32 protein-coding genes and 1 tRNA gene are annotated in these 26,048 nt (G+C 69.2%); 19 read left to right on the plus strand and 14 right to left on the minus strand.

Going from position 1 to position 26,048, the window contains the following annotated elements; genetic code table 11:
- The first annotated feature begins 40 nt into the window (after positions 1-40).
- Together MX571_RS12100 and MX571_RS12105 are read left to right on the plus strand one after the other, a co-directional pair.
- Positions 41-421, plus strand: a complete 381-nt coding sequence (locus MX571_RS12100) for an FAS1-like dehydratase domain-containing protein (protein ID WP_247417017.1) — start codon at positions 41-43, stop codon at positions 419-421.
- Positions 421-600, plus strand: a complete 180-nt coding sequence (locus MX571_RS12105; protein ID WP_247417018.1) for a hypothetical protein — start codon at positions 421-423, stop codon at positions 598-600. The genes MX571_RS12100 and MX571_RS12105 overlap by 1 nt, the downstream gene beginning before the upstream one ends.
- 40 nt (positions 601-640) lie before the next feature.
- On the opposite strand, the gene MX571_RS12110 is transcribed toward MX571_RS12105, so the two are convergent.
- Entirely contained in the window at positions 641-1,405 is a 765-nt protein-coding gene (locus MX571_RS12110; RefSeq protein ID WP_247417020.1) for an enoyl-CoA hydratase/isomerase family protein, read from the minus strand.
- A 90-nt stretch (positions 1,406-1,495) separates the two neighbouring features.
- Between MX571_RS12110 and MX571_RS12115 the strand changes: the two genes are divergently transcribed.
- From MX571_RS12115 to MX571_RS12135, 5 genes are all read left to right on the plus strand, one after another.
- Positions 1,496-2,044, plus strand: a complete 549-nt coding sequence (locus MX571_RS12115) for a hypothetical protein (protein ID WP_247417022.1) — start codon at positions 1,496-1,498, stop codon at positions 2,042-2,044.
- A 30-nt stretch (positions 2,045-2,074) separates the two neighbouring features.
- Positions 2,075-2,491, plus strand: a complete 417-nt coding sequence (locus MX571_RS12120) for a nuclear transport factor 2 family protein (RefSeq protein WP_247417024.1) — start codon at positions 2,075-2,077, stop codon at positions 2,489-2,491.
- Complete coding sequence (locus tag MX571_RS12125; protein ID WP_247417026.1) at positions 2,491-2,712, plus strand: DUF8527 family protein; 222 nt, start codon at positions 2,491-2,493, stop codon at positions 2,710-2,712. Before MX571_RS12120 ends, MX571_RS12125 begins: the two co-directional genes overlap by 1 nt.
- 94 nt (positions 2,713-2,806) lie before the next feature.
- Entirely contained in the window at positions 2,807-3,973 is a 1,167-nt protein-coding gene (locus tag MX571_RS12130) for a thiolase C-terminal domain-containing protein (RefSeq protein ID WP_247417029.1), read from the plus strand.
- Positions 3,970-4,326 carry a Zn-ribbon domain-containing OB-fold protein gene (locus MX571_RS12135; RefSeq protein ID WP_247417032.1) on the plus strand — a complete coding sequence of 119 codons (357 nt, stop codon included), beginning with the start codon at positions 3,970-3,972 and terminating at the stop codon, positions 4,324-4,326. Before MX571_RS12130 ends, MX571_RS12135 begins: the two co-directional genes overlap by 4 nt.
- A gap of 46 nt (positions 4,327-4,372) precedes the next feature.
- On the opposite strand, the gene MX571_RS12140 is transcribed toward MX571_RS12135, so the two are convergent.
- The 3 genes from MX571_RS12140 to MX571_RS12150 all read right to left on the minus strand — a co-directional run bounded on the left by MX571_RS12140 (position 4,373) and on the right by MX571_RS12150 (position 7,046).
- Positions 4,373-5,323 carry a TSUP family transporter gene (locus MX571_RS12140; RefSeq protein WP_247417035.1) on the minus strand — a complete coding sequence of 317 codons (951 nt, stop codon included), beginning with the start codon at positions 5,321-5,323 and terminating at the stop codon, positions 4,373-4,375.
- Between the two features lie 176 nt (positions 5,324-5,499).
- Positions 5,500-6,450 carry a zinc-dependent metalloprotease gene (locus MX571_RS12145; RefSeq protein ID WP_247417038.1) on the minus strand — a complete coding sequence of 317 codons (951 nt, stop codon included), beginning with the start codon at positions 6,448-6,450 and terminating at the stop codon, positions 5,500-5,502.
- Between the two features lie 50 nt (positions 6,451-6,500).
- Positions 6,501-7,046 (minus strand): hypothetical protein, encoded by a 546-nt coding sequence (locus MX571_RS12150; protein WP_247417039.1) that lies wholly within the window; start codon positions 7,044-7,046, stop codon positions 6,501-6,503.
- Between the two features lie 125 nt (positions 7,047-7,171).
- On the opposite strand from MX571_RS12150, the gene MX571_RS12155 reads away from it, so the two are divergent.
- The 6 genes from MX571_RS12155 to MX571_RS12180 all read left to right on the plus strand — a co-directional run bounded on the left by MX571_RS12155 (position 7,172) and on the right by MX571_RS12180 (position 11,143).
- Entirely contained in the window at positions 7,172-8,227 is a 1,056-nt protein-coding gene (locus tag MX571_RS12155; protein WP_247417041.1) for a M20/M25/M40 family metallo-hydrolase, read from the plus strand.
- A gap of 159 nt (positions 8,228-8,386) precedes the next feature.
- Complete coding sequence (locus MX571_RS12160; RefSeq protein ID WP_247417044.1) at positions 8,387-8,572, plus strand: LSM domain-containing protein; 186 nt, start codon at positions 8,387-8,389, stop codon at positions 8,570-8,572.
- Positions 8,569-8,742 (plus strand): 50S ribosomal protein L37e, encoded by a 174-nt coding sequence (locus MX571_RS12165; RefSeq protein WP_247417047.1) that lies wholly within the window; start codon positions 8,569-8,571, stop codon positions 8,740-8,742. Before MX571_RS12160 ends, MX571_RS12165 begins: the two co-directional genes overlap by 4 nt.
- 188 nt (positions 8,743-8,930) lie before the next feature.
- A complete protein-coding gene (purF, locus tag MX571_RS12170; protein WP_379751794.1) occupies positions 8,931-10,382 on the plus strand; it encodes an amidophosphoribosyltransferase in 1,452 nt (483 codons plus the stop codon).
- A gap of 167 nt (positions 10,383-10,549) precedes the next feature.
- The gene (gene ddfA, locus MX571_RS12175; protein ID WP_247417050.1) at positions 10,550-10,801 is read left to right on the plus strand and encodes a DdfA family disk-determining factor; all 252 of its coding nucleotides are present in this window, start codon (positions 10,550-10,552) and stop codon (positions 10,799-10,801) included.
- A 183-nt stretch (positions 10,802-10,984) separates the two neighbouring features.
- Positions 10,985-11,143: a DUF7563 family protein gene (locus MX571_RS12180; protein ID WP_247417053.1), complete on the plus strand. Its 159-nt coding sequence runs from the start codon at positions 10,985-10,987 to the stop codon at positions 11,141-11,143.
- A 490-nt stretch (positions 11,144-11,633) separates the two neighbouring features.
- Here MX571_RS12180 and MX571_RS12185 read toward each other — a convergent pair.
- Together MX571_RS12185 and MX571_RS12190 are read right to left on the minus strand one after the other, a co-directional pair.
- A tRNA-Ser gene (locus tag MX571_RS12185) sits at positions 11,634-11,717 on the minus strand.
- Between the two features lie 40 nt (positions 11,718-11,757).
- A complete protein-coding gene (locus tag MX571_RS12190) occupies positions 11,758-12,477 on the minus strand; it encodes a beta-ketoacyl-[acyl-carrier-protein] synthase family protein (RefSeq protein WP_247417055.1) in 720 nt (239 codons plus the stop codon).
- A gap of 54 nt (positions 12,478-12,531) precedes the next feature.
- Between MX571_RS12190 and MX571_RS12195 the strand changes: the two genes are divergently transcribed.
- A complete protein-coding gene (locus MX571_RS12195; protein ID WP_247417057.1) occupies positions 12,532-12,738 on the plus strand; it encodes a hypothetical protein in 207 nt (68 codons plus the stop codon).
- 52 nt (positions 12,739-12,790) lie between these two features.
- On the opposite strand, the gene MX571_RS12200 is transcribed toward MX571_RS12195, so the two are convergent.
- The 5 genes from MX571_RS12200 to aroC all read right to left on the minus strand — a co-directional run bounded on the left by MX571_RS12200 (position 12,791) and on the right by aroC (position 18,498).
- Complete coding sequence (locus MX571_RS12200; RefSeq protein ID WP_247417058.1) at positions 12,791-14,458, minus strand: acetate--CoA ligase; 1,668 nt, start codon at positions 14,456-14,458, stop codon at positions 12,791-12,793.
- Between the two features lie 60 nt (positions 14,459-14,518).
- The gene (locus MX571_RS12205) at positions 14,519-15,040 is read right to left on the minus strand and encodes a hypothetical protein (RefSeq protein ID WP_247417060.1); all 522 of its coding nucleotides are present in this window, start codon (positions 15,038-15,040) and stop codon (positions 14,519-14,521) included.
- The gene (locus MX571_RS12210) at positions 15,037-16,659 is read right to left on the minus strand and encodes a sodium:solute symporter family transporter (protein ID WP_247417062.1); all 1,623 of its coding nucleotides are present in this window, start codon (positions 16,657-16,659) and stop codon (positions 15,037-15,039) included. The genes MX571_RS12205 and MX571_RS12210 overlap by 4 nt, the downstream gene beginning before the upstream one ends.
- Entirely contained in the window at positions 16,659-17,132 is a 474-nt protein-coding gene (locus MX571_RS12215; RefSeq protein ID WP_247417064.1) for a hypothetical protein, read from the minus strand. The genes MX571_RS12210 and MX571_RS12215 overlap by 1 nt, the downstream gene beginning before the upstream one ends.
- Positions 17,133-17,256: 124 nt before the next feature.
- Positions 17,257-18,498 (minus strand): chorismate synthase, encoded by a 1,242-nt coding sequence (aroC, locus tag MX571_RS12220; RefSeq protein ID WP_247417065.1) that lies wholly within the window; start codon positions 18,496-18,498, stop codon positions 17,257-17,259.
- 151 nt (positions 18,499-18,649) lie between these two features.
- On the opposite strand from aroC, the gene MX571_RS12225 reads away from it, so the two are divergent.
- Positions 18,650-18,874, plus strand: coding sequence for a hypothetical protein (locus MX571_RS12225; RefSeq protein WP_247417066.1), 225 nt, complete (start codon positions 18,650-18,652; stop codon positions 18,872-18,874).
- A 99-nt stretch (positions 18,875-18,973) separates the two neighbouring features.
- On the opposite strand, the gene MX571_RS12230 is transcribed toward MX571_RS12225, so the two are convergent.
- The gene (locus tag MX571_RS12230) at positions 18,974-19,273 is read right to left on the minus strand and encodes a HalOD1 output domain-containing protein (RefSeq protein WP_247417068.1); all 300 of its coding nucleotides are present in this window, start codon (positions 19,271-19,273) and stop codon (positions 18,974-18,976) included.
- A 191-nt stretch (positions 19,274-19,464) separates the two neighbouring features.
- On the opposite strand from MX571_RS12230, the gene MX571_RS12235 reads away from it, so the two are divergent.
- Positions 19,465-20,322 (plus strand): DUF7351 domain-containing protein, encoded by an 858-nt coding sequence (locus tag MX571_RS12235; RefSeq protein WP_247417069.1) that lies wholly within the window; start codon positions 19,465-19,467, stop codon positions 20,320-20,322.
- Between the two features lie 19 nt (positions 20,323-20,341).
- On the opposite strand, the gene MX571_RS12240 is transcribed toward MX571_RS12235, so the two are convergent.
- Together MX571_RS12240 and aroA are read right to left on the minus strand one after the other, a co-directional pair.
- Positions 20,342-21,526 carry an iron-containing alcohol dehydrogenase family protein gene (locus MX571_RS12240; RefSeq protein WP_247417070.1) on the minus strand — a complete coding sequence of 395 codons (1,185 nt, stop codon included), beginning with the start codon at positions 21,524-21,526 and terminating at the stop codon, positions 20,342-20,344.
- Positions 21,527-21,593: 67 nt separating this feature from the next.
- Positions 21,594-22,880 carry a 3-phosphoshikimate 1-carboxyvinyltransferase gene (gene aroA / locus MX571_RS12245; protein ID WP_247417071.1) on the minus strand — a complete coding sequence of 429 codons (1,287 nt, stop codon included), beginning with the start codon at positions 22,878-22,880 and terminating at the stop codon, positions 21,594-21,596.
- Positions 22,881-23,022: 142 nt separating this feature from the next.
- On the opposite strand from aroA, the gene MX571_RS12250 reads away from it, so the two are divergent.
- From MX571_RS12250 to MX571_RS12260, 3 genes are read left to right on the plus strand one after another with little or no spacing between them, the layout of a single operon-like run.
- The gene (locus MX571_RS12250) at positions 23,023-23,820 is read left to right on the plus strand and encodes an enoyl-CoA hydratase/isomerase family protein (protein ID WP_247417073.1); all 798 of its coding nucleotides are present in this window, start codon (positions 23,023-23,025) and stop codon (positions 23,818-23,820) included.
- Between the two features lie 2 nt (positions 23,821-23,822).
- On the plus strand, positions 23,823-24,707 hold the full coding sequence (locus tag MX571_RS12255; protein WP_247417074.1) for a beta-keto acid cleavage family enzyme: 885 nt from the start codon (positions 23,823-23,825) through the stop codon (positions 24,705-24,707).
- 51 nt (positions 24,708-24,758) lie between these two features.
- Complete coding sequence (locus MX571_RS12260; protein WP_247417076.1) at positions 24,759-26,009, plus strand: alpha/beta hydrolase family protein; 1,251 nt, start codon at positions 24,759-24,761, stop codon at positions 26,007-26,009.
- Positions 26,010-26,048: the final 39 nt, after the last annotated feature.

Consider the following 26,048-nt stretch of genomic DNA (forward strand, 5'->3'; position numbering starts at 1 on the left):
CCGTCCCAACAGCTACGGTTCCGGCCCGCGCGCTTCCACCATGGCAGACGTCTCGGCGGGCGATACGAGCAGCTACGAGCGGACGTTCACGCACGAGGACGTCGAGCAGTTCACCGAAGTCTCGAACGACGCGGGTGAACACCACGTCGAGACCGACGACGAGGGCCGCCTGCTCGTCCACGGGTTGCTGACCGCGACGATTCCGACCAAACTGGGGGGTGACCTGGACTTCGTGGCGCGGACGATGGACCTCACCTTCCACCGACCCGTCTACACCGGCGAGACGATTCGCTGTGAGATGACCATCACGGACGTGACGCCACAGGACGGCCGCACGCGCGTCCAGTCGCGCGCCGAATGTACGAACGAGGAGGGCGAGACGGTGCTCGTCGGCGATTACGACGGCGTCGTGTTCGACTGATGGCACTCGGTCGGCGGGCGCTCTACGCGATGCTCCTCGGTGCAGGCATCTTCGTGGCGCTCGGCGGGTACACCCTCGCCAGTGGCGGCGAGGAGTTGCTGGCTGGAGCGCTGTACATCGTCGCTGGCGGCACGATGGTCTACTCGGGCGTCGCGCTGTATCGAGCACGCGACGAGTGAGTGCGTGGCGATCCGGCACGTCGCCCGACTGGCTGCTCTACTACTCGAACTCCGGGTCGCGCTTCTCGACGAACGCCTCCATGCCCTCGCGCTGGTCGTGCGTGCCGAACATCCCCGACCAGAGGCGGCGCTCGAAGGCCAGCCCCGCGGACTGAGGCATCTCGTGGACCTGGTTGAGCGCCTCCTTCGCCGACCGGAGGGCGAACGCCGGTTTCTCGGCGAGTTCCTGTGACATCTCGGCGACGTAGTCGTCGAGTTCGCCCTGGGCGACCACCTCGCCGACGAGGCCGAGGCGCTGGGCGTCCTCGGCGTCGACGCGTTCGCCGAAGAACACCATCCGGCGGGCGACGGCGTCGCCGACGATACGCGAGAGGCGCTGCGTGCCGCCCCAGCCGGGGACGATACCGAGGTCGATCTCGGTCTGGCCGAGGACGGCGTTGTTCGACGCGACGCGGAGGTCGGCGGCGAGTGCGACCTCGCAACCACCGCCGAACGCGTAGCCGTTGACCGCCGCGACGACCGCGCCGGGGTACTCCTCGATGGCGTTGGTGACCCGGTGCCCGAGTTCGGCGTACGCCTGCGCCTCGGGCGTCGAGAGGTCCTGCATGTAGGCGATGTCCGCGCCCGCGATGAACGCGTCGTCGCCAGCGCCGGTGATGACGAGCACCCGAGCGTCGGCGGACTCGACGGCGTCCAGCAGTTCTTCGAGGACGTCCGTGTTGAGGGCGTTCAGCGCGTCGGGGCGGTCGACGGTGAGGGTCAGTACGTCGCCGTCACGGTCGCGTCGAATCGTGTCTCCGGCCATGGCGGGCCAACGGCGAGCGGCCCCGTAAGCGTTCGCGCCGACTGGTCCGTGGGCCGATACGTTGAAGCGGCCGTGCGCCGACGTCGAGGTATGCGCGTTCGTGACTGGCAGGACATCCTCTCCGACGTCGCCGAGTCGGGAGCCGACGCCGACGGCTGGCGCGCCGTCGCAGGTGACCGGCGCGACGGCATCGGCGAGGACCTCTACCTCGGCCACCCCGACGCCGGCGTCTACCAGCTGAAGACGTACGCGAAGAACCCGTTCGAGGTGCAGGGCGTCGGCACCGAACTCGCCCGCCGCATCGACGACGACCTCGACCCGCTGTTCCCCCAGCAGGCCGACGGCCGGTTCGGCTTCCAGCAGGGCATCGAGGACGAGGACGAGGCCGAAGCGGCCGCCAAGCGCCTCGGCTCCGTCGTCGAGACCCACGCCGACGCGCCGACCACGCCCGGCGACTTCTTCGAGGACGTGATGGGAGCGCTCGACAGTCCCGCGTACGGTCCGATGGAGTACGACGCCTACGACCGACTGGAGGGGCTGGACGACCTCGCCGACGAGTTCGAGGAGGCCGAGCGCATGCTGAACGCCGACCTCGACGACCTGGTCGACGAGAGCAGCGTCGACCGCGGGTTCCAGTAGCGGTAAGTCCCGGCCAGCCCTCTCGCCGGTATGACCGTCGCTGCCACCATCGAGGCGTACTACGACGCCCTCCGCGCTGGCGACCCGCTCGCGCCGTTCTTCCTCGACTCGCCCGACGCCGCGAAGTTCGGCCTCTCGGAGCGACTCGACGGCCACGACGCCATCGCCGACGGCCTCCGCGACCAGACCGAGACGACCCGCGAGTGGGTCGTCGAGAGTTCGGACCTCGTCACCGGCCAGCAGGACGACACCGCGTGGTTCGCCGACAGCGTGTTCATGGGCTGGACCGACGTCGAGCGGGGCATCCGCTTCGAGTTCGACACGCGCTGGAGCGGGACGCTCGTCCGGGTCGACGACGAGTCCAGTGAGCCCGACGAATCCGACGGGAGTGCCCCCCACGACTGGCGGTTCGCCGCCATGCACGTCTCGACGACAGAGGCGCTCTGATGGTCGGGCCGATATCCTCCGAGGAGCGCTCTCGGCTGATGCTCCAGCTGAAGGCCGTGTTCGTGGTGGTCATCGGGGCCTCTGCGGGCCTGATAACGCTGCTCGGGGAGACGACGCTGCTGGAGACGGCGCTGGTGACCGGCGTCGGCCTGGTGTTCGGCGTGCTGATCGTCTGGTTCGTCTTCCCCGGCACGGGGGAGGTGAAGCGGACTCGGCGCTGAGCGAGCGCGCTCGGTGCCGAAACACGTAGACCGCGGTCACCTGCTTGCGTGCGACGCTCGGTACCACTAATAGCGTGGCCACTCGACGCACTGTATGCCACGAGCGAGCGTCGTGGGGGCCGGAATGACGAAGTTCGGCGTCCACGAGTCGACACTCTCCGAACTGTTCGCCGAGGCCGCGCTGTCGGCCTTCGACGACGCCGGCGTCGGCCCCGACGACGTCGACGCACTGTACTTCGGGAACGCGATGGGCGGCCAGACCGAGAACGACACGCACCTCGCCCCGAAGGCCGCCTCCCGAATCGGCCTCGCTGGCGTCCCCTGCCAGCGGTTCGAGGACGCCTGTGCCACCTCCGCGAACGCCTTCAAGAACGCCGTCCACGCCGTCGAGGCTGGCGTCCACGACACCGTCCTCGTCGGCGGTGCCGAGCGCTGTACCCCCGAAACTGGCCTCGGGACGGCCGAGATGACGCGCATCTTCGCCAGCGCGTCGGACCGCCACTACGAGCAGCCGACCGGCCTCACCTTCCCCGGCGTGTTCGCGCTGATGACCAAGCGCCACATGCACGAGTACGGCACCACCGAGGAGCACCTCGCGCACGTCGCGGTCAAGAACCACGCAAACGGCCAGCACAACCCGGTCGCCCACTTCGGGAAGGAGGTCACCGTCGAGGAGGTGCTCGACACGCCCGTCGTCGCCGACCCGTTCCGACTGATGGACTGCTGTCCGTTCTCCGACGGGGCGAGCGCCGTCGTCGTCACCAGCACCGACCGCGCCGACTCGTTCGACGACCCCGTCGACGTAGGGGGCATCGGCCACGCTACCGACATCGTCCCGCTGGGAGCGAAGCCAGCACCCCATCACACGCAGGCCGCTCGCGACGCCGCCGCCCAGGCCTACGAGCAGGCCGACGCGAGCGCCGACGAGATGGACCTCGCGGAGGTCCACGACTGCTTCACCGGTGCCGAGGTCATGGCCAGCGAGGCCATCGGCTTCTTCGAGGACGGCGAGGGGGGCCCCGCCGCCGCCGACGGGCGCTCGGCGCTCGACGGCGACCGACCCATCAACCCCTCGGGCGGCCTGAAGGCGAAGGGCCACCCCATCGGCGCGACCGGAACCGGCCAGATAGTGGAACTCACCGAGCAGTTGCGCGGCGACGCGAAGGAACGCCAGATCGACGGCGCGGAGAAGGCGCTCGCACACAACCTCGGTGGCGACGCCGCCACCACCGTCGTCACGGTGATGGAGGTGCGCCGATGAGCGCGCTGACCCACGAGGAGTGGACCGACGCCCTCCGCGAGGGCGACCTGCTCGGGGTGACCTGCACCGACTGCGAGCGGGTCTACGCGACGCCGCTGTTCGTCTGCGACGACTGCGGGAGCCGCGACCTGGAGACGACGACGCTCCCCCGCGAGGGCGAGGTGTACTCCGAGACGACCATCCAGGTCTCGCCCATCGACTTCGACGCGCCGTACCAGGTCGGGATGGTCGAGGTGGACGGCGCGAAGGTGATGGCCCGACTGGAGGGCGACGCGGCCATCGGCGACCGCGTCGTGTTCGACGACGTGCAGGAAGTCGACGGCGACCTCGCACCCGTCTTCCGGGTCGACTGAGCGCCGCGTTTCTCGACGTTCTGTCTCCCTCTCGTTCGGACGCTACTCAGAGCGCCGCCAGCAGGTCACCGACGGTCCGCAGCGCCGGCCCCGTCGTCTTCCGGAGGATGTTGACCGCGATGACCGCCAGCAGTGCGGTCACGACGAGGTCGAAGCGGCGCTCGTCGACCCCGCGGCGACGCAGTGCGGTGCCGGCGAGCAGTCCGACGATGGTGACGACCGCGATGGCACAGCCGAGCCACAGTCGATACGGCGTGAGCAGGCCGACCCACGCCATCTGGACGATGCGGGCGCTGAAGACGAACGTGAACACCATCGAGAGACCGCCCACGTAGCGCTCCCGGTCGCGCTCGAACGTGTGGAGGTACGCCGGGAGCAGCGGCCCGAGGTTCGTCGCCGCGAGCAGGAACCCCTCCAGCGCACCGACCGTACCGAGGGCGACGGGGTTGTGCGCCTCGTCGACGGTCACGAACCGCGTGGCGACCTGGAAGAGAACGTACCCGAGCAACAGCAGGGCGATGAGGAAGGGAATCAGCGGGCCCTTCTGGAACTCCGCGAGGAAGAACACGCCGACGACCGCACCGACGACGGCGAGCGCGATGAGCGCCCACTCGCGGCGGACGTACTCCAGTCCGGTGTTCGTCTCGCCGATCTGGAAGACGTTGATCATCCACGGCGGGATGGCGAGCACCACGACGGCGGTCACGTCGTTGGTGATGAGCGAGGCGACGATGGGCGTCGCGATGAGCGCGTAGCCGAACCCGGCGACGCCCTTGACGAGACCCGCGCCGATGGCGACGGCGACGACCACGGCGACCGTCGTCGGACCGACCGACCCGCCGAGACCGCTGGCGACGTTCTCCGACCCGGGGTAGAGGACGACCGCCCCGACGAGGACGGCGAGCGTCGCGACGCTCATGGTCACCTCCCGATAGCGCAACGTCCGGAGGTTGTCGAGGAAGTCGACCACACCGGCGGACGGCTGTTCGGTCCCCATTGGGCCACCGTAGTCGACCGGGATGGAAGGTGCTCACTGGACCGGTGAAGCTCACCGTGACCGGTGAGTCACTGCGGCGGCGGTCGTCAGCCTCGGTGGTCGGGTGACGGTCTCAGGCGACCGGACGCGGGGCTTCCGAGCTCTGTCGAGCACTCACAGGTAGCGGCAAGGCGCGCTCAGACGTCCATCCGGCGGAGCCACCGCGTCGGGTTGTCGAGTTCCTCGTCGGTCGGGAGGTTGTCCGGGGACTCCCAGACGACGGCGGCGGTCTGGACGTCGCGGGCGGCCGCGACAGACTCGAAGAAGTCCTTGCCGCGTTCGTACTGGCGGCGCTTGCGCCCGAGACCGAGCAGGCGGCGGAACAGCGTCGAGATGGGGCCGCCCGCGTTGCGTCGGGCGTCGAGTTTCGCCCGGAGGTCGGCGTACTCCTCGTCGAACGTCTGGTCCATCAGGAGTTCGGCGTACCCCTCGACGGCGGTCATCGTGGTGTCGATCTCCTTCAGGTCCGAGCGGTCGAACTGGATGGCCGAGATGTCCTCCAGCGTGTCCTGGATGAGCGATTCGAGGTGGTCGTCGAGCCACGGGGCGGCCCCGAACTCGGCGGCGTGGCTCACCTCGTGGAAGGCGATCCAGCGCCGGAATCGCGGGAAGTCGGCGTCGAGCATGTCGGCGACCTTGACGATGTTCGGATGGACGAAGTAGAGGCGGTGCTCGTCGTGGTCCGAGAGGAGGAGCGGGTCGTACTGCCCGAGGACGTGGTTGGCGAGGAAGCCGACCGAGGCGGCGATGGAGCCGGTGTTGAGCGTCCGGGCGACGCCGGGGACGACGGCCGGGCCGACGTCCAGTTCGTCGAGGACGCGACGGAACGTCGGGACGTTCGCGTCGATCCAGTGGTGGCGGTGGTGGAGTTCGACGGTGTCTGGCAGGTCGAACTCGACACCAGCGACCTCCTCGATGCGGCGGTGGGCGGCCTTCACGTCGTCGGCGTACGCCTGCTGCTGGGCGGGCGAGAGGTCGAGGTCGCCGGGGTCCGTGGCGGCCTTCGCTGCCTCGCCGACGGCGTGCCAGTCGACCGGTCCGTCACCGGATGCCTCTGAGACGGCGCGCACCGCACGAAAGAGGTTCATGTCCGGTAGACGAGCACACGCTCCAAATGCCTTCCGGCTACCCCGTCTGACTACCGGGACGCGGCGACGCCGTCGGGCGACTCGGCGTACGCCTCGTACTCGTCGTCCGGTGCCGGGGTCGCACTGCGTCGACGGACGAGCGCCGTCACGAGCAACAGGAACAGGAGGCCGACGACGGCGGCGACCGCACCGCTCCGACTCGACGCCTCGTCGGCCTCGAACTCGTCGTCGGCCGCACTCCGGTCCGTCGCGCTCGTGTCGGTCGACTCGCTGGTACCGAGCGTGGTGGACCGGTCGTCGTCGAGCGACTCGCCGAACTCGACGCTGTCCTCGTCGTCCCAGTCGTCGTCGCCCCACTCGCTCTCCTCCGGTGGGTCGTCGCTCCCGCCGCGGAACCGTCGCGTCACGGCGAACGCGAGTCCACCGACGGCGGCGACGGTACCGAGTGCCGCGACGACGAGTAGTTTGCCGCGCCCGCCGCCCGATTCCTCTTCCTCGCCTTCCACGTCGACCCGGTCGGCCACGACGTGGCGACCGAACGGTGCCACGAACGTCGAGTCCGAGAGGTCGGCCTTGAACAGGGTGATGTCGGCCATGTGTCCCGAATCGTTCGCCGACGGCTTAGCGGTTGTCCCGATTCTCACCGTGTGGGATGGACACTCGGTGAGGGGTGCCTGCCACGAATCGCGGGCTACTTACTCCGAACCCGTGACTGGAACGTGTGGACGAGTCTCAACGCACCTTCCTCGACGACCTGTTGACGACCGCCTCGCCGTCGGGGTTCGAGACGCCCGCCACCCGCGTCTGGGTCGACTACGTCTCGACGTTCGCCGACGAGGTGACGGTCGACCCCTACGGCAACGCGGTGGCGACCGTCGAGGGGCCGGGTGACGCGAGCGTCGCCTTCGGCGGCCACGCCGACGAGATCGGGTTCATCGTGCGCGACGTCGACGACGACGGCTTCCTCTCGCTGTCGCGCATCGGCGGGTCCGACCGGACCGTCACCCGCGGGCAGCACGTCACCGTCCACGCGGACGACCCGGTCCACGGGGTCGTCGGCCAGACGGCCATCCACGTCCGCGAGGACGACGGTGACGGCCCTCCGGACGTCGAGAACCAGTACGTCGACATCGGGGCGACGAGTCGCGAGGAGGCCGTCGAACGGGTCGAGGTCGGTGACCCCGTCACGTTCTCCAGTGGCGTGCAGGACCTCCTCGGCACCCGACTGGCCGGTCGCGGCGTCGACAACCGCGTGGGGGTCTGGGCGGCCGCCGAGGGCCTCCGCCGGGCGAGCGAGCGTGGCACCGACGCGACGGTCCACGCCGTCGCCACCATCCAGGAGGAGGTCGGCTACGAGGGCGCGCGGATGGTCGGCGTCGACCTCGACGTCGACGCGTTCGTCGCCGTCGACGTGACCCACGCGACGGACGCCCCTGGCGCACCGACCGACCGGACCTCGCCCGTCTCCCTCGGCGACGGCCCCGTCGTCGCCCGTGGGTCGACGAACCACCCCGGCCTCGTCGACGGCGTCCGGGAGACGGCCGCGGGCGAGGGTATCGACGTGCAGTTGCAGGCGGCGGGGAGTTCGACGGGGACCGACGCCGACGCGATGTTCACGGTCGGCGGCCCGACGCCCTCGCTCAACCTGGGGGTTCCGAACCGCTACATGCACACGCCCGTCGAGGTGGTCGACACGAGGGACCTCGACGAACTGGCGGACCTGCTGGGAGCCGTGGGTACTCGGGTCGAGGGGTACGACCTCGGTCCCGGGTTCTAACGGCCCGTACGGGTCACCGGTACGACCGGCCCGCCGTCAGACCGTGGTCCGTCGGCAGACCGACCCCGGTCGTCGTCGACACCGTGCGAACCGGTCGCAATCGTCGTTTGCGGGGCGGTACCCGGTGGTATTAAGGTAATTCCCCGTCCGGTAGCGAACATGCCCGGTCGTCCGCTCGACGTACTCGAAGAATCGCTCGGTGAGGAAGTGACGGTGAATCTGAAAGGTGGGGAGGTGTACTCGGGGTCGTTGACCGGCTACGACCAGCACATGAACCTCGTCGTCGAGGACGAGGACAACGTAACGATTATCCGCGGCGATAACGTCGTCTCGATAACTCCATGACTGGCGCAGGAACACCTTCACAGGGGAAGAAGAACACGAAAACACACGTCAAATGCCGCCGGTGCGGCGAGAAGTCCTACCACAAGAAGAAGAAGGTCTGTGCGTCCTGTGGCTTCGGCAAGACCGCCAAGCGCCGGGGCTACGAGTGGCAGTCGAAGAAGAACGAGTAACGGCAGACCTCGATTTCTCTCTGCTCTCCACGCGCCGGGTAGCGACAGTGACGGCTCTGGTCGAGGCGGGCGGCAGCCCGCCGCCGATTCCGCTCGGAACCCACGTTCGTGCATACACTCGCCGAGCAGACTGTAGTGCTGGGCACAACCACGAGGTTTTTACTCGGCGGGCGGCCACTGTCGAACCGATGATGCACTCCGGGCCGCGCGAGAAGTGCGGCGTCGTCGGCATCGCTCTCGACGACCGGGCGGCGTCCAGACCGCTCTACTACGCCCTGTACGCTCTCCAGCACCGCGGGCAGGAGTCGGCTGGTATCGTCACCCACGACGGGTTCCAGCAGTACGACCACGTCGGGATGGGACTGGTCGGCGACGCGTTCGAGGAGGCCGACCTCGACGGCCTCCACGGCACCGTCGGCATCGGCCACGTCCGCTACCCGACGGCGGGGAGCGTCGACACCTCCTGCGCACAGCCGTTCTCCGTCTCGTTCAAGAGCGGGTCGCTCGGCCTCTCGCACAACGGCAACCTCGTCAACGCTACCGAGGTCCGCGAGGCCATCGCCGAACGCGGCCACGCGTTCACCAGCGACGGCGACACCGAGGTCATCGCCCACGACCTGGCCCGGAACCTGCTCGACGGTGACCTCGTCCGCGCGGTCCGGCGCACGATGGACCGCATCCACGGGTCGTACGCGCTCACCATCATGCACGACGACACCGTCGTCGGCGTGCGCGACCCGGAGGGCAACCGCCCGCTCTGCATCGGCGAACTCCCGGACGGCTACGTGCTCGCCTCCGAGTCGGCGGCCATCGACACGCTCGACGGGGAACTGATACGCGACGTGAAGCCCGGCGAACTCGTCGTCCTCGAACCGGACGGCTCGGGGTACGAGACCTACCAACTCGTCGACCGCGACCGAACCGCCCACTGCTTCTTCGAACACGTCTACTTCGCCCGGCCCGACTCCGTCATCGACGGGTCGCTCGTCTACGAGACGCGCCGGGACCTCGGCCGCGCGCTCTGGGAGGAGTCGGGCGTCGACACCGACGTCGTGATGCCCGTCCCCGACTCCGGGCGCGCGTTCGCCACGGGTTACGCCGAGGCATCGCAAGAGAACGGAGCCGACGTCGAGTTCGCGGAGGGGTTGATGAAGAACCGTTACGTCGGCCGGACGTTCATCATGCCGACGCAGGACGCCCGCGAGCGGGCGGTCCGCCTGAAGCTCAACCCCATCCGCTCGACCGTCGAGGGTCGGACCGTGACGCTCATCGACGACTCCATCGTCCGCGGCACCACCTCGAACCAGCTCGTCGACCTGCTGCGCGACGCGGGCGCGGAGGAGGTCCACATGCGTATCGGTGCGCCGCCCATCGCCGCACCCTGCTACATGGGCATCGACATGGCGACCCGCGAGGAACTCATCGCAGCGGGGCAGGACGTCGAGGACATCCAGGAGGACATCGGCGCGGACTCGCTGGCGTACCTCTCGGTCGACGCCATCGCCGAGGCGCTCACCGAGGGCCGCGACGACCTCTGTCTCGGCTGCATCACCGGCGAGTACCCCTACGACATCGACGGCGAGGCGACCGACCGTGACGTGACGCGGCCGTCCGTGACGCCGTCGGCCGCCGACGACTGAGCGACCGTCGACGTCGAACTGTCAATCCGGGCGTCGTTCGCCGACACGGTGAAGCCACCGACCGACGAGTGTTCTGGCAAAGTGAAAAACTGCCGTAAAGGGTGGTTAGAGCACCGATTACGGCCGTTCCGATTCGCTTAAACGGTCGGCGTCGGTACCCAGTGGTAATGAGTTCTCACGAGGTCTCGTACGGAGAGTCCACGCCCGTCTACGCCGTGGTCGTCGAGGCGGTCGCCGCGGAGAAGGGAGTCGACCCGCTCTCGCTCAAGCCACCGCTCTACGACGTGCTCGACCCCGAGGCGCTCGACGCGCTCTACGACGCCACCTCGGAGACGTCGTCCCACGTTCAGGTCGTCTTCTCCTACGCCGACTGCACGGTCACCGTGAACGCGAACGGGACTGTCGATGTCGGGAGCTAACACGACTCACACGCGCTCTCGCTGGCGAACTGGTACTCTGGGTTCGCAAGCCATCGTCGTGGCGAAACGCCCCGTCACCGAGCGATTCGGCCCGCAGGACGCCGGAGCGTCGGATGGGGGCCGGTCGACGGCACCCACATCGCAGGCTCAACTCACATCCGTCCACGGTGCCTCCTCTCGTCTATGTCCGAATGCGAAAACTGTGGGTCGTTCGTGACCGAAGCGTACGTCCGAGTGTTCGCGCCGCCGACGATGGAGACGGTTCGGGTCTGCCCGAACTGCGAGGACAAACTCCGTGACGGCGCGGACGTCCGGAAGGCGCGCTCCTCACGCGGCAACTGACGGCGTCGAAGACTGACACGGCAGCTACTTCTCCTCTCTGAACCATCCGACGGCGTGAAACACCGACTCACGTCGAGATTCGGGGGCCGAGAGGACCACACCGTCCTCGCACACGCGCTCGTCTGGGCAGCGGTACTCCTCGCCTCCGCGCTGGTACTCCAGGGAACCGACGACGCCAGGTACCTCGTTCCGCTCCTGGCCGGGGCCGCCGGGAGTAGTATCGTACTCAATTCGAGGAAGTCCCGACGGTCGTGTGAGGACACCGATACCGAGTCTCGACTGTAACAGCCCGTCCCACGCTGTCCGGAGCAGAACGCGGTGCGGCTGGGATTCGAACCACGGTCGCTCCACTCGCTGACGCTCCCTCCGCTCCCTGATTCAAATCCCACCTGTTCAGCATTCGCTGCTCACTGTCGTTCACGGTTCGCTCCGCTCTCCGTTCAGTGCGTGGGACTCGCTTCGCTCGTCCCACGCTGTTCGCAGCAGAATGCGGTGAGGCTGGGATTTGAACCCAGGAGGCAAATGCCACCGGTTTTCAAGACCGGCGCGATGGGCCAGGCTCCGCCACCTCACCTCGTACCGCCGTACCCGACCCGCCCTCTTTGGCCTGTCGGTCAGCGAGCGACCGAGAGGTCGCTCCCGTCGGCTAGGACCGTCAGGCCCAGGTCGTCCAGCACGTCGGTCGTCCGTTCGGGGACGATACGCCCGGCACGCTGGCGTGCCCGGATGAGCGAGAGCGCCTCCGCGAGGTCACGGCCCTCCTCGACGACGGGCAGGACGGGCAGGAAGTCCACGTCGTGGTCCGCGTCCAGCCCCCGGTCGGTCACCGTCTCGACGGCGGGCGGCGTGTAGGCCCCGTCGAAGTCGATGGGGTCGGTGAAGCCCGCGTAGTACACCCGACCGCGGGTCGCCGGGCCGACGACGACCTCGCTGGAGCGGAGCTTCATCGCCGCGTTGTCGATGTGCGAGCGTCCGAGGAAGGCGGCGGTCGGTTCCACGACGGCGGCGGAGATGACCTCCTCGCCGTCGAGGAGGTGCGTCGCGGTGTTGCCCGCCCGGCCCGCGAACGTCTCGCCGACCTGCACCTCGAACCGCGCCTCGTCGGGGTCCGAGAGCGCGTCGCGGACGACGCCGCGGAGTTCGGCCTGCGCCTCGTCGTCGCCGCGATAGTTGACGAGCAGTTCGCCGCCGCTGGTCTCGACCGAGCGACAGACGTCGCCCAGCATCGCGGTGTAGAGGTCCGTACACTCGGCCGGAGTGAGCGGCGAGGTGTCGGCCAGCGTCGAGAGGACGCCTTCGCGCGGCGGGTCACAGAGGACAGCGACCGTGGTCATACAGCGACGTGCGGCCCCCGCGGGCTTTATGCCCTCGGTGTGGAAGGAGAGGGTATGGCCCGGTTCAGACTCCTCGGTCCGCTCGCCGTCCTCTGCATCGTCGCGCTCGTGGTGGGTGCGCTCTGGTCGCTCTCGGTGCTGTTCACGGGTGACTACGTCTCCTCCGCCGGGGTCGTCCTCGGCGTCGTCATCGTCGTCGTCGGTAGCGGGGTCGTCGTCGGCAGACGGACCGACCGCTGGACAGACAACCCGTACTGGTGAGCCGGGGTCGGGGACGCAGACCCCTCCAGAACTGTACTCTCGAATCGCCTTCTCACTCCTCCTCGTCGTCGTCTCGGAGCTTCCGCCGCTGTATCTTCCCGGTCGTCGTCTGCGGGAGTTCGTCGACGAACTCGACCTCGCGGGGGTACTCGTACTTCGCCAGGCCGTCGCGCACGCGGTCCTGAATCGCCTCGCGGAGGTGGTCGTCGCCCGTGACGTCCTCGACCGGCTGGACGAACGCCTTGATGCGCTCGCCGCGAGTCTCGTCGGGGACGCCGACGACGCCCACCTGGGCCACGTCGGAGTGGTCGAGGATGGCGTTCTCCACCTCGCCGGGGCCGACGCGGTAGCCGCTGGTGATGATGACGTCGTCGTCGCGGGACTTGAACCAGCAGTAGCCGTCCTCGTCGCGCCGTCCGAGGTCGCCGGTGCGGTGCCACTCCTCGCCGTCGGGGTCGGTCACGGTCGCCGCGGCGGTCTTCTCGGGCGCGTTCCAGTACTCCTGGAACACGACCGGGTCGCCCGCACGGCGGACGGCGAACTCGCCGACCTCGCCGCGAGCCTGCTCCTCACCCGTCTCGGGGTCGAGGACCGCCACGTCGTGGCCGGGGACGGGCTTCCCCATGCTCCCGGCCTCGGCGGGGAACCACTCCCGGCAGTTGGTCACCAGCAGGTTCGCCTCGGTCTGGCCGTACAGTTCGTTGACGACCGTTCCCGACAGTTCCTCGTCGGCCCACGCCAGAATCTCGGCGGTGAGCGGCTCACCGCCCGAACAGATGGCGCGCAGCGAGAGGTCGTAGCGGTCGGCGGGCGCGTCGACGCGCATCATCATCCGGATGGCGGTCGGGGGGAGGAACGACCCCGTCACGTCGAACTCCGCCAGCACCTCGAACGCCGTCTCCGGGTCGAACGTCCCCATCGGATAGCCGACGACCGGTTGGCCGTAGTGCAGCGCCGGGAAGAGAAGGTCCCCCAGCGCCCCGATCCACGCCCAGTCGGCGGGCGTCCAGTAGACCCCGTCCAGGTCGCGCTCGAAGTACATCGTGAACGCCGGGCAGTGGCCCGCCCAGAGACCGTGGCCGTGGAGGACCCCCTTCGGCGGTCCGGTCGAGCCGCTGGTGTAGAGGACGACGGCGGGCGTCTCGTGGTCCGTCTCGGCGATGGCGAACGCGTCGTCCGCGGCGAGGAGGTCCGCGAACGCGGTGGTCCCGTCGGTCGGTGTTCCAGCGTCCTCGAGGTCGCCGTCGGTCGCCTCGACGACGTGCGTCAGGTCGTCGAGGTCGTCGGCGACCGTCGCGACGGCGTCGCTCACCTGCGGGTCGGCCACCACCGCGGACGCGCCGCTGTCTCCCAGTCGGTAGCGCAGCGAATCGGGGCCGAACAGGACGGACAGCGGAATCGAGACGGCTCCGAGTTTCCAGCACGCGAGGTGGGTCAGGAGGTTCTCGGGGCGCTGTGGACAGACGACGGCGACGCGGTCCCCCCGGCCGATGCCTCGCTCGCGCAGTCCGTTCGCGAGGCGGTTCGACAGGCGGTCGAGGTCGTCGAACGTGTACGTCTCGCGGCGGCCGTCCGGGTACGCCTGGAACAGCGCCGGGCGGTCGGTGTCCTCGTGCTTCCGGACCAGGTCGTGTGCGAGGTTGTAGCCGTCGGGGAACGACCACTCGAAGGAGTCGCGACACTCCTCGTAGCTCCCGTCGAGGGTGACGTGCCAGGCCATACCGTACGGCCACTCCCTGCGGGCAAGAATAGGTTCCGCCCCCGACGGACCGCCCCCCGCTCAGAGGAACGCGAACCGCGGGACGGCGGTCGAGACGTCGACGGACGCGAACGCCTCCTCGTCGGCGAGCGAGGCGACGAACGCGCGTTGCTGGTCTCCGTTCGCCGTGTTCGACAGCGTCCACTCGTGGTGCTCGTCGTCGTCGGTCCACGCGAGGGTGAGGCGCGCGCGACGAGTGCGGGTGCCCTCCGTGAGCGCGATTCGCTCGACCGAACCGAGCGGGACCGCGTAGTTGCGCTCTTCGGCCGCCAGCGCCTCGTCGGGTGACCAGTCGTCGAGTTGCCCCCGGGTACGTTCGCCCATGTCGGCGCGCAGGAGCATCGAACTGAACGACTCGCCCGCGAAGCACCACACGAGTCGCTCGTCGGTCACCACCACCTCCCAGAACTCCAGCGAGGTGGGGCGCTTGCGGAACCACTCGGTGAATCGACCGAGGACGCGTTCGTCGTCTACCGTCGACGGACGGTCGCGGTCGCTCGATTCCCCGACGGTCGGCGTCGCTGTCTCGCTGTCGGCCGTCATCGTTCGATGAGCGCGGCGATGTCCGCCGGGACGCGGCTGTTCGACTGGGTGGCCAGCGAGACGAACACGAACAGCGCGATGGCCAGCAGGAGCGCCGTCGCGCCGACCGGGACGCCGTTCATCGTACTGCTGTAGAACCCGCTGATGTCGCTCCCCGTCGCCTCGTACCCGGCCTGCGTGAGGATGCGCGGAATCGCGCTGAACACGAGGTTGAACCCCATCCCGCCCAGCGCGGCGGCGATAGCGCCGGCCGCCGTGGCTCCCTTCCAGTTCATCCCGAGCGCCGCGACGGGGAAGATGGCCGCGGCGAAGAACCCCCAGCCGATGGTGCCGAGGATGCCGACGAGTTCGCTGGAGAAGAACACGACGAACGTCGACATGACGGTGAGGAAGGCGAGCGCGACCTGCGTGAGTCGGAGTTCTTGGCGGTCGCTCTCGACGTCGTAGAGGGGAAGACGGAGCCCTCGTCGTTTCAGCATCGACTCCAGCGCCTTCGGGATGTCCCGCGAGATGGCGGCCGCGCCGATGTTGAGGAACGAGTCACTGGTCGACATGATGGCCGCCAGCAGCGCCGCGAGGATGAGGCCCGCGACGACACCGGGCGTGTGTTCGAGGACGAACACCGGCCCGACGACCGAGGGGTCGACCTCGGCGACTTCGCCCGCGGCGACCATCGACCGCATCGACAGCCCCGTCGAGAGTGCGAGGAGACTGGAGACGGCGTACGAGAGCGCCGCGATGGGCGCGCCCCATCGCAGGATGCGCAGATTCCGGCTCATGTAGAACTTCGTGATGAGGTGTGGCTGCCCCGCCGCGCCGAGCGAGAACATGATCCACCAGCCCAGCCCCGTGAAGATGGGGACGGCGACGGCCGTCTCGGCACCGAGCGCCCCGAACGGCGTGACGAACGCCGGGTCCGCGGATTCGAGGTTCCGGAAGATGCTCTCGACGCCACCGCCGAACGAGACCGCGAAGAAGAACACTATGACCGCACCCGTGATCATCGTGATGGCCTGGACGAAGTCGGTCCAGACGCCCGCTATCATCCCGCCGAGCATGCTGTACAGCAGGAGGATGAGCGCGCCGCCGAACAGCCCCCAGATGACCGGGATGCCGAAGATGGCGCGCATCACGTACTGGAGCGCCGCGAGGTTCGTCGCGAGGTACGCGATGACGCCGATGACGACGGCGATGCCCGTCAGCAGGCGCACCAGGTCGCTCTCGAAGCGCACGTACATCCCGTCGGCGAGCGTCAGCACGTCGCGGATGTCAGCGAGCAGGCGCATCCGCTTGGCCAGCAGGACCCACGTGACGAGGAAGCCCAGCGGCGCGGTGAGGAATATCCAGAACGACGTCGTCCCGTACGCGTAGATGAGTTCGGGACCGCCGACGAAGCCGAACCCGGACTGGATGACCGAGAACGCCGTCAGCGCCAGCACCCACGTCCCGATGGACTTGCCCGTGATGAGGAAGTCCTTCGTCGACGAGGTCTGCATGTACCCCCAGACGCCGATACCGAGCACCAGCAGGAGGTAGATGGACCCGAACAGCAACACGAACGGGTCGTCGGCGATGGGTATCTCCTGCAGCGGGAGGAGGTGTGCCGGTCCTGCCGTCATCAGTCGTCACCCCGCGTCGGGTCCTCGCTCGGCGTCAGCGGGTAGCGCCCGTCGGCCTGCGCGGCGCGTGCTTCGGCCATGATGTCGTCGACCACGTCGTCGCCGCCGATGGCGGGGAACAGCAGCGCGTAGTACACCGCGCCGAGCAGGGGGAGTATCCAGATGAAGACGAGGTACGACAGGGTCGCCTGTGGCATCCCGAGCGTGTAGGTGAACTCGCCGCTCCCGGGCGTCCACAGCAGCCAGATGGCGGACAGTCCGGCGACGAACGTCACGAGCAACCCCGCCCCCAGTCCGGCGTAGGGCGAGACGTCGAGTTCGCGGACCCCCCGTTCGGCCGACGACGCGACGACGGTCGTGACGATGAGCAGCGCGGCGACGTACGAGAACACGCGATAGGTCCCCAGGACCGCGGTCACCAGCGCCGCGACCGACAACACCCCGACCGTTGCCATCAGTGTATTCCGTGGCATGGGAGGTGGTCAGCCGCGTCGATTGTAAGATGGCGGGTTAACGTGTGAACCCACGCGGTAGCTATCAGGCGACTAACCGCTTCCAGATGACGAATCAGGGGTGGCGAGTGCTACCGCCGACCCGTCACTCGTCGGTCGGCTGTGCGTGGGTCTCCGCGTCGTCGGGGTCGGTCTGCGGGCTGCTCGGGTGGTAGTCGGTGTCGTACTCGCCGGGTCGGTCGTCGAGGCGGTCGGGGTTGACGCGCCCGCCGAGGAGCATGAAGTCGAGGATGGTCAGGTGGAGCATCGCCTCGACGACGGGCACCGCACGTGGTGGGAGAACGGGGTCGTGACGGCCGACGACCTGGATGCGCTTCTCCTCGCCGCTCTCCCAGTCCACGGTGGTCTGCTCCTTCGGGATGGAGGTCGGGGCGTGCCACGTCACCTCGCCGTAGATGGGTTCGCCGGTGGTGATGCCGCCCTGGATGCCGCCGTGGTCGTTGCCGACGGGGGTCGGGTCGCCTCGCGCTCGCGGGTCGGTATCCTCCCCGCTCGCGTCGTCCGAGGCGCTTCGCGCCTCGCTAAACTCCCAGTCCTCGTTCCGGTCGATACCGGCCACCTCGCGGGCCTCGCGGCCGAGGCCGAACTCGAACGCCGTCGTCGCCGGAACCGACATCATCGCCTGCCCGAGACGGGCGGGGAACGAGTCGAACCGCGGCGCGCCCAGCCCTCGGGGGACGCCCCGCGTCTCGAAGTAGATGGACCCGCCGATGGAGTCGCCCGCCTGCTGGTACTCGTCGATGCGTTCGCGCATCGCCTCGGCCGTCTCGGGGTGAGCACAGCGGACCGGGTTCTCCTCGGTGTGTTCGACCATCTCCTCGAACGTCACGTCGGGCGCGACGATGTCGTCTATCTGGTTGACGTGGGCCTTCACCTCGACGCCGAACCGCTCGTTCACCTTCTTCGCGATGGCCCCCGCCGCGACCCAGTTGACCGTCTCGCGGGCGCTGGAGCGACCGCCACCGCCCCAGTTGCGCGTCCCGAACTTCGCGGAGTAGGTGAAGTCGCCGTGGGACGGTCGGGGCGCGGTGACGAACGGTTCGTACTTGCCCGACCGAGCGTCCTTGTTCTGGACGACCATCCCGACGGGCGTCCCCGTCGTGTAGCCGTCCTGAATCCCCGACTGAATCTCGACGGCGTCGGGTTCGCCGCGGCTCGTGGTGATCATCGACTGGCCGGGTTTCCGTCGGTCGAGTTCCCGCTGCACGTCCTCCTCGGAGAGTTCGAGGCCCGCCGGGACGCCCGAGACGGTGACCCCCATCGCCTCCCCGTGACTCTCGCCGTAGGTAGTGACCCGGAACAACCGCCCGAACTCGTTGCCGTTCATGTCCGTCGTGGGGTGCGGACCCATTTCAAGCGTGCGGATGGCACAGTGCGGTCGACCCCGCAGTCGCGCCGACCGGCTGTCCCGATTCTCCCGGCGTCTCGGTCCGGGACCGCTGCCCACGCATAAGTGGCCGGAGGCACACGACTCCGGTATGGACGAGGTACTCGAAGCCGTCGACGTGGTGGCCGACTCGGGGTTCGAGGGCGTCGTGACGTGGCTGCTCCGTCTCGTCGGTCTGCTAGCCGTCCTCGCCGGACTCGGCCTGTGGCTGTTCACGGACATGGGGCTGCTGGTCGTCCCCGCGGTAGTACTGCTCGGTGGACTCGTCCTGCTGGTCGCACCGACCGTCCTGCTCGCACTCGCGGAACTGGCCTGAAGCGAGTCGGGGAGGACGCCACCGAACGCGGAACGACCGCCCCGTCACACGCCCGGTCGTCGAACCGGTTGGGGAGTGGGGTCGCCTGCCGACGGCCGCTCACTCGCCGCGGGACTCTCGCTCGAACAGTTCGACCGTCCCCGCGCTGACGAGCACCGAGTATCCGCAGAAGGAGAACGAGAGCTGGACCGTCCCGACGGTCGCGGGTCGCCGGTCGGAGAACATCGACTCCATCGCGTCGACGGCGACGGCGTCACAGAGCAGTTCCGGCAACTCCAGTGGGTCCACCCCGGCCGCGTCCGCGACGGCAGAGACGACCGCGACGCTGTACGGTTCGTCGGGGCCGACCTCGTAGGTCCACCCCTCCGTCTGTGTTCCGTCGTTTCGACACGAGTTCATCTCGACCATACGTTCCGTGTGATGAATCGGAGTTCGGTCGTGGCAAATTAAATTCTTCTATCGAACAAACACTGTCGGGCAGTGCGTCGGACCCGTCGCGGTGTTGTCACTGCTCTCCTCCCGATTCGACGCGTCGCTCCGTCGCCCATCTCACCCGAACCTCTTTCGGGAGTGGCGCGATGGAGACGGATATGGACGACGCCTCCGGTATCACCGTCGAACACCGACCGCCCGACGAGGTGTTCGCCGTCCTCGGCAACGAGACGCGCATCGACATCCTCCGCGCGTTCGCCGACGCGGACGGCCCGCTGACGTTCTCGGAACTCCGCGAAGCCGTCGGGATGCGCGACTCGGGACAGTTCAACTACCACCTCGGGAAACTCGTCGGGCCGTTCGTCCGGGAGAGCGAGGAGGGGGAGGGGTACGAACCGACGCTCGCGGCGCTCCAGGTCGTCGGCGCGCTCGTCGCAGGGACGTACACCGCCGACGCGACCATCGACCCCATCGAGGTGGACGACCCCTGTCCGACCTGCGAGGAGCGACCACTCCTCGTCACCTTCGAGGACGACCAGGCGCACGTCACGTGCGAGCACTGCGACGAGTTCCAGAACTTCTACTCGTTCCCGCCGGGCACCATCGACCAGTACACCCGCGCGGAACTCCCGGAGGTGTTCGACCGCTGGCTCTGGACGCTGTTCCAGCGCATCACGGCGGGGTTCTGTGCGAACTGCGCCGGGCGGCTCTCCGGGCAGCTCCGCTCCGACGAGGAGCCACCGCGCGTCGAGTGGCGCTGTGACCGCTGTGGCGACCGAGCCATCGCCTCGCCGTCGATGCCCGTCCTCTACCACGCCGCGACGCAGGGCTTTCTCTACGACCACGGCATCGACCCGACGACGACGCCGTCGTGGCGCATCGCCTCGAAACGCGACGTCGAGGTGGAGGCTACGGAGGAACAGGCGACGGTTCGTCTCGCCTTCGGGGGCGACACCCTGACCGGCTACGTCGACGCCGAGGGACGGGTCACGAGCGTCGAGCGCTCCGACCGGTAGCCGGACACTCCACTCGACCCTACCACGCCCGTTCGAGCGTCTCGAGGATGGTCTCCTCGTCCGGGTCGAACCCGGACGGGGCGTTCGCCATGAAGTCGTCCTCGGCGGTCCGAGCGGCCACCCGCGGGAGCGCGTCCCGTTCGACCGCGTCCAGTTCGCGCAGTCGGTCTGGCAGTCCGAGTCCGTCGCGAACCTCGGCGACGGCGTCGACGACGGCACTGGCCGGGTCCCCCGCGTCGTCGACGCCGAGTGCCTCCGCCAGGAGGTCCCGTCGGCCGTCGACCGCGTCGAACAGGAGTTCGAGCGCGGGCGGTGCCATCACGGCGTGCGCGAGGCCCTGCTGGACGCCCTCGTCACGGAGCCCGTGCCCGAACGCGTGGACGACCGAGAGCAGTCGGGGGTTCGTCGTCGCACGCGGGTACTGGACGAGGAGGATGCCCGCGACGACCTGTTCCATCACTGCGTCGTCCGCGGGGTCACCGATGGCGGGGAGCGCGTCGACGAGCAGTCGCAGTCCGCGCACCGCCGGCGCGTCGGTCAGGGGCGACGCCTGGCGCGCGTACAGCGCTTCGAGTCCCTTGTCGAACCCGTTCATCGCGGAGCCGACGAGCGCACCCGTCGGCGTCGTCTCGAAGACGTCCGGGTCGTACGCCAGCGCGTCCGGCATCAGGTCGGGGTCGGCGTACCCCGCTCCCAGCGCCTCGTCGCCGTCGTAGAAGGAGATCGAGCCCACCGTCGAGAGGTCCGCCCCGGCGAGCGTCGTCGGCACGGCGAGCAGCGGCGGGAGGTCGGCGTCCGGGCTCGGTATCGTCCCGTGCTCGACGACGTACTCCCGGAGGCCGTCGTAGTCGTGCCCCGACACCGAGACGGCCCGCAAGGCGCGGGCGACGTCGATGGTGGAGCCGCCGCCCACCGCGACCAGCGAGTCGGCGTCGTGTTCGGCCATCGCCGCGACGCCCTCCGTGACCGCCCGCGCGTCCTTGTCGGGGGTCGTGCCGTCGAACACGCCCGCCAGTCGGTCGCCGAGGCCCGCCCCGACCGGGTCCATCGTGTCGCGGTTCGCGCCGACGTTCGACCCGCAGACGACGAGCGCACGCTCTCCGCCCGCCTCCTCGAGCAGGTCGCCGAGGTCGGCGACGCTGCCGCGTCCGAAGGTGATACGACCAGCCACGTTCTCGTAGCTGAACGGTTCGACGTTGTCCATGGTGGACGAACGGAATCGTCCGTGGTAAGCGTTGACCACTGGGCAGTCGTCGCCTTCTCGTGGAGTCTCAGTCGAGTCGCGTCAGGTCCGCACCCAGTTCGTCGAGGACGTCGAAGAACGCGGGGAACGAGACGTCGACGTGTTCGGCTTCCTGCACGGTGGTCTCTCCCTCGGCGACGAGTCCGGCGACGGCCAGCGACATGACGATGCGGTGGTCGTGGTAGCCGTCGACCGTCGCGCCGGCGAGCGCCGAGTCGCCGCCGTGGACGGTCAGCGCGTCGCGCTCCTCGGTGACCTCGACGCCCATCTTCTCCAGCTCCGTCGCCATCGCGCTCACGCGGTCGGTCTCCTTGAACCGGACGTGCTCGGCGTCCGTGATGCGGGTGTCGCCGTCGGCGACGGCCCCGAGCGTGGCGATAGTTGGGAGGAGGTCGGGGGTGTCAGCGACGCTCACCTCGACGCCGGTGAGCGCCGAGCGCCAGACGGTGAGGACGCCCGCGTCGCGGTCCCACTCCACGTCCGCGCCCATCCGGTCGAGCACGTCGACGATGGCGGTGTCGCCCTGTGCGCTCGGCACCGCGCCCTCGATGCGGAGACCGTCCGGTGCTGCGAGCGCCCCCATCGCGAGCAGGTACGAGATGGAGGAGAAGTCGCCGGGAACGGTGTACGGGTCGTCGCGAGCGTACGACTGCCCGCCGGGGACCGCGAACCCGGCGTCGGTCCGCTCCGTCTCGACGCCGAAGTCGGCGAGCAGTTCCCGCGTGATGTCGACGTACGGCGCGCTCTTCAGCTCCGTCTCCAGGTCGATGCGGAGCCCCTCGTCGGTCACCGCGCCCGCCATCAGCAGCGCGGTGATGTACTGCGAGGAGACGTCGCCGGGAATCGACACCTCGCCGCCGTCGATGGCCCCGCCGACGACGAGCGGTGCCTGCCCGTTCGCGCGGGTCGACTCCGCGCGTCCGCCGAGGTCGGCGATGGCGTCGAGGAGCGGTCCCTGCGGGCGCGAGCGCAGCGAGTCGTCGCCCGTGAGCACGGTGAGGCCGTCGCCGAGGGCGGCGGTCCCGGTGGTCAGGCGCATCGTCGTCCCGCTGTTCGCGCAGTCGACCACGTCGTCCGGAACCTCGGGACGGCCGTCGAACCCCGTCACGGCGCGGTCGTCGCCCTCCTCCTCGACGGTGCCGCCGTACGCCTCGACGGCCCGCATCGTCGCTCGCGTGTCGGCGCTCACGAGCGGTCGGCGGACCGTCGCCTCGTCGGCGTAGCCGGCGGCCAGAATCGCCCGGTGCGTGTAGCTCTTCGAGGGCGGTGCCCGCGCGGTCCCGGAGAGCAGCGACGGCGAGAGTCGAACGTCCATGCGACGGCGTGGCGCGGGCCTCGCTTGAGGGTTCCGGAGCGCGCAGGGCTTGCAGGGCGGTGGGCCTCACCACCGAACCTCGGTCCCACCACCTCGCCGCGGGGAAACGCTATTGTGACGTGCTCACGCACCACGGGCCACCGTGGACACCGACGCACTCTCGACCGACGACCTCCGTATCGAGACGGGCGACGACGCACTCGTCGTCCGGGCGACCATCGACCGTCCCGACCAGCGGAACGCGCTGAACGAGTCGGTCGTCGCTGGCCTGCTGGACGCCCTCGACGCGGCGGACGACGCCGACGCTCGCGTGTTCGTGATTCGCGGTGCGGGCGGGACGTTCTGCTCGGGCGGCGACCTCTCGTCGATGCCCATCGGGGGGGACGCACAGGAGTACCGCGAGAACTTCTCCGGTCTCGCACGGGTGCTGAAGCGGATGAAGACGGCCTCGGTCGTCACCGTCGCCGCCGTCGAGGGCTACTGCCTCGCCGGCGGCTGTGGTCTCGCGGCGGCCTGCGAGTTCGTCGTCGCCGACGCGGACGCCGAGTTCGGGACGCCGGAGGTGAGCGTCGGCCTCTTCCCCGCGCAGGCGATGGCCCCCATCACCCGCGCCGTCGGCGAGAAGCAGGCCCTCCGGCTCATGTTCACCGGTGAGCGCATCGACGCCGAGGAGGCGAAGGACGTCGGCCTCGTGACCACCGTCGCCGACGAGGGGGCGTTCGACGAGACGCTCGACGACACCGTCGCGTCGGTCGCCCAGAACAGCCCCGTCATGCTCTCGATGGGCAAGGAGGCGTACTACGCCCAGCGAGACATGGGCTACGGCGAGGCGCTCGACTACCTGAAGGAGGTCATCGCGCTGCTGGCGATGTCCGAGGACACCGAGGAGGGCATCGACGCGTTCCTGACCGACCGCGAACCGGAGTGGCGGGGGCGATAGCGATGACCGACATGGACGACCAGGAGTCGGTGAAGGGCAACGACCCCGAGAAGGTGGTGATTTCGGCGGCGCTGACGGGGGCGCTCACGACCCGCGACCAGTGCGAGCACATCCCGTACACGCCCGAGGAGATAGCCGAGGACGCCGCCGCCGCCCGCGAGGCGGGCGCGAGCGTCGCGCACATCCACGCACGGACGCCCGACGGGAGTCCGACGTTCGAGACGGAGACCTACGAGGAGATACGGGAGGCGGTCCGCGAGCGAACCGACATCGTCGTCAACTTCTCGACCGGTGCGGTGGGCGTCCCCGTGGAGAAACGGGTCGCGTACGTCGAGGAGACGGCTCCCGAGATGGCCGCGCTCAACATGGGGTCGATGAACTACGCGAAGTACTCCGAGTCCCGCGAGGAGTTCGTCTTCGACATGGTGTTCGAGAACTCGTTCTCCGAGATACGCGAGTTCGTCACGGCGATGAACGGCGCGGGCGTCAAACCAGAACTGGAGTGCTTCGACACGGGGCACATCGGGAACGCCCGCCCGCTGGTCGAGCACGGTGACCTCGAACCACCGCTCCAGTTCAGTCTCGTCATGGGCGTACTCGGGGGCATCCCGGCCACCGTCGAGAACCTCGCCCACCAGGTCCGCCAGTTGCCCGACGACGCGACGTGGCAGGTCATCGGCATCTCCCGCGACCAGTGGCCGCTCTGCGCGGCGGCGCTGTCGATGGGCGGCAACATCCGGGTCGGTCTGGAGGACAACTTCTACCTCCCGGACGGCGAGATGGCGACGAACGCCGAACTCGTCGAACAGGCCGCGGACCTCGTGCGGACGGTCGGCCGGACCCCCGCGACGCCCGACGAGGCGCGCGAGATCCTCTCCATCGACTGAGTCGGTACCAGACCCGTCTCGCTCTTTACCGCTGGTGTGGTACGAGTGCCCATGCGCGTCCACTTCCGGTCGACGGCGTTCGACTACCAGACGCTCCGGGCGATGGCCTACACCACCTTCGACGGGGCCGAGGTCGGCGAGGTGCTCGCGACGGTCGACCGAATCCCCGACGGGGACGCCGAGTCGTGGTACGAGGAGTGGAGCCGGACCGCCACGCTCGTCGAACGGGCTGCCGACGACGCGCTGGACGTCGGGCGGTCGCGGACCGCGGGCCACGCGTTCCACCGCGCACACACCTACTACCGCACGGCCGAGTTCTTCCTCGACCCTGACGACGAGCGACGCCCGCCGACCTACGAACGAAGCCGCGAGACGTTCCGCGCCGGACTGAACGCGCTCGACGTTCCGGTCGAGCGCGTCACGTTCCCGTACGAGGGGACGACGCTGCCGGGCTACCTGTTCGTCCCGTCTGACGGCGACGGCTCGGCGACGACGCCGCGACCCACCGTCGTCTGTCTCGGCGGGTTCGACTCGCTCGCCGAGGAGTTGTACTTCCTCTGTGGCGTCCCCGAGGCGCTGGCGCGGGGGTTCGCCGTCGTCCTGTTCGAGGGGCCGGGACAGGGCGCACCGCTCCGCGAGGATGGGCTGACGGCGCGCCCGGACTGGGAGCACGTCGTGGGGCCGGTGCTGGACGAACTCGAACGGCGCGAGGAGGTCGACGACGAGCGCATCGCCCTCGTCGGGGTCAGCTTCGGCGGCTACTACGCCCCGCGTGCGGCCGCGTTCGACGGCCGCGTCGCCGCCTGCGTCGCGTTCGACCACATGCACGACCTCTGGCGGGCGTCGGCGGACGACGCGCCGCGGCTCGCTCGGGCGATGCTGTACGCGCCGGACGCGCTGGTGAACCGCCTCGCCGCGCTCGGCGAACGCACCAGCGTCGACGCAGGGTGGCTGATGGCCAACTCGCGGTGGGTGTTCGGCATCGACACCGCAGCGGAACTCCAGCGCACGCTCCGGGAGTACTCGCTCACCGCCGACGCCAGGCGCATCGACTGCCCCACGCTCGTGCTCGCGGGCGAGGACGACCACTTCGTCCCGGTCGGTCTGGCCGACGAGTTCGTCGAGTTGGTCGGTGAGACGGCCGTGCGGCGCGTCTTCCGGACCGAGGAAGGGGCGGCCGAACACTGCCAGGTGGGGAACCTCACGCTGGCGACCGACACCATCTACGACTGGCTGACGGAGACGCTGGCGGCGTCGCGGTCGTCCCCTGGCACGGTCTCGGATTCGACCACCGGCGTGTGAGTCGTTCGTCACCGCGGTGAACGGTCCGTCGCGATGACA

The sequence above is a fragment of the Halomarina salina genome, from assembly GCF_023074835.1.
Taxonomy (GTDB): Archaea; Halobacteriota; Halobacteria; order Halobacteriales; family Haloarculaceae; genus Halomarina; species Halomarina salina.

Excerpts from the sequence above, each read along its gene's own strand:
- MX571_RS12230 (WP_247417068.1), bottom strand. The coding sequence starts at position 19,273 with ATGAACTCGTGTCGAAACGACGGAACACAGACGGAGGGGTGGACCTAC.
- MX571_RS12215 (WP_247417064.1), bottom strand. The coding sequence starts at position 17,132 with ATGCCACGGAATACACTGATGGCAACGGTCGGGGTGTTGTCGGTCGCG.
- MX571_RS12130 (WP_247417029.1), top strand. The coding sequence starts at position 2,807 with ATGCCACGAGCGAGCGTCGTGGGGGCCGGAATGACGAAGTTCGGCGTC.
- MX571_RS12210 (WP_247417062.1), bottom strand. The coding sequence starts at position 16,659 with ATGACGGCAGGACCGGCACACCTCCTCCCGCTGCAGGAGATACCCATC.
- ddfA (WP_247417050.1), top strand. The coding sequence starts at position 10,550 with ATGAGTTCTCACGAGGTCTCGTACGGAGAGTCCACGCCCGTCTACGCC.
- MX571_RS12225 (WP_247417066.1), top strand. The coding sequence starts at position 18,650 with ATGGACGAGGTACTCGAAGCCGTCGACGTGGTGGCCGACTCGGGGTTC.
- MX571_RS12145 (WP_247417038.1), bottom strand. The coding sequence starts at position 6,450 with ATGAACCTCTTTCGTGCGGTGCGCGCCGTCTCAGAGGCATCCGGTGAC.
- MX571_RS12100 (WP_247417017.1), top strand. The coding sequence starts at position 41 with ATGGCAGACGTCTCGGCGGGCGATACGAGCAGCTACGAGCGGACGTTC.
- MX571_RS12195 (WP_247417057.1), top strand. The coding sequence starts at position 12,532 with ATGGCCCGGTTCAGACTCCTCGGTCCGCTCGCCGTCCTCTGCATCGTC.
- MX571_RS12135 (WP_247417032.1), top strand. The coding sequence starts at position 3,970 with ATGAGCGCGCTGACCCACGAGGAGTGGACCGACGCCCTCCGCGAGGGC.
- purF (WP_379751794.1), top strand. The coding sequence starts at position 8,931 with ATGATGCACTCCGGGCCGCGCGAGAAGTGCGGCGTCGTCGGCATCGCT.
- MX571_RS12200 (WP_247417058.1), bottom strand. The coding sequence starts at position 14,458 with ATGGCCTGGCACGTCACCCTCGACGGGAGCTACGAGGAGTGTCGCGAC.
- MX571_RS12120 (WP_247417024.1), top strand. The coding sequence starts at position 2,075 with ATGACCGTCGCTGCCACCATCGAGGCGTACTACGACGCCCTCCGCGCT.
- MX571_RS12165 (WP_247417047.1), top strand. The coding sequence starts at position 8,569 with ATGACTGGCGCAGGAACACCTTCACAGGGGAAGAAGAACACGAAAACA.
- MX571_RS12105 (WP_247417018.1), top strand. The coding sequence starts at position 421 with ATGGCACTCGGTCGGCGGGCGCTCTACGCGATGCTCCTCGGTGCAGGC.
- MX571_RS12160 (WP_247417044.1), top strand. The coding sequence starts at position 8,387 with ATGCCCGGTCGTCCGCTCGACGTACTCGAAGAATCGCTCGGTGAGGAA.
- MX571_RS12180 (WP_247417053.1), top strand. The coding sequence starts at position 10,985 with ATGTCCGAATGCGAAAACTGTGGGTCGTTCGTGACCGAAGCGTACGTC.
- MX571_RS12190 (WP_247417055.1), bottom strand. The coding sequence starts at position 12,477 with ATGACCACGGTCGCTGTCCTCTGTGACCCGCCGCGCGAAGGCGTCCTC.
- MX571_RS12205 (WP_247417060.1), bottom strand. The coding sequence starts at position 15,040 with ATGACGGCCGACAGCGAGACAGCGACGCCGACCGTCGGGGAATCGAGC.
- MX571_RS12125 (WP_247417026.1), top strand. The coding sequence starts at position 2,491 with ATGGTCGGGCCGATATCCTCCGAGGAGCGCTCTCGGCTGATGCTCCAG.
- MX571_RS12110 (WP_247417020.1), bottom strand. The coding sequence starts at position 1,405 with ATGGCCGGAGACACGATTCGACGCGACCGTGACGGCGACGTACTGACC.
- aroA (WP_247417071.1), bottom strand. The coding sequence starts at position 22,880 with ATGGACGTTCGACTCTCGCCGTCGCTGCTCTCCGGGACCGCGCGGGCA.
- MX571_RS12140 (WP_247417035.1), bottom strand. The coding sequence starts at position 5,323 with ATGGGGACCGAACAGCCGTCCGCCGGTGTGGTCGACTTCCTCGACAAC.
- MX571_RS12235 (WP_247417069.1), top strand. The coding sequence starts at position 19,465 with ATGGACGACGCCTCCGGTATCACCGTCGAACACCGACCGCCCGACGAG.
- MX571_RS12255 (WP_247417074.1), top strand. The coding sequence starts at position 23,823 with ATGACCGACATGGACGACCAGGAGTCGGTGAAGGGCAACGACCCCGAG.
- MX571_RS12260 (WP_247417076.1), top strand. The coding sequence starts at position 24,759 with ATGCGCGTCCACTTCCGGTCGACGGCGTTCGACTACCAGACGCTCCGG.
- aroC (WP_247417065.1), bottom strand. The coding sequence starts at position 18,498 with ATGAACGGCAACGAGTTCGGGCGGTTGTTCCGGGTCACTACCTACGGC.
- MX571_RS12240 (WP_247417070.1), bottom strand. The coding sequence starts at position 21,526 with ATGGACAACGTCGAACCGTTCAGCTACGAGAACGTGGCTGGTCGTATC.
- MX571_RS12150 (WP_247417039.1), bottom strand. The coding sequence starts at position 7,046 with ATGGCCGACATCACCCTGTTCAAGGCCGACCTCTCGGACTCGACGTTC.
- MX571_RS12115 (WP_247417022.1), top strand. The coding sequence starts at position 1,496 with ATGCGCGTTCGTGACTGGCAGGACATCCTCTCCGACGTCGCCGAGTCG.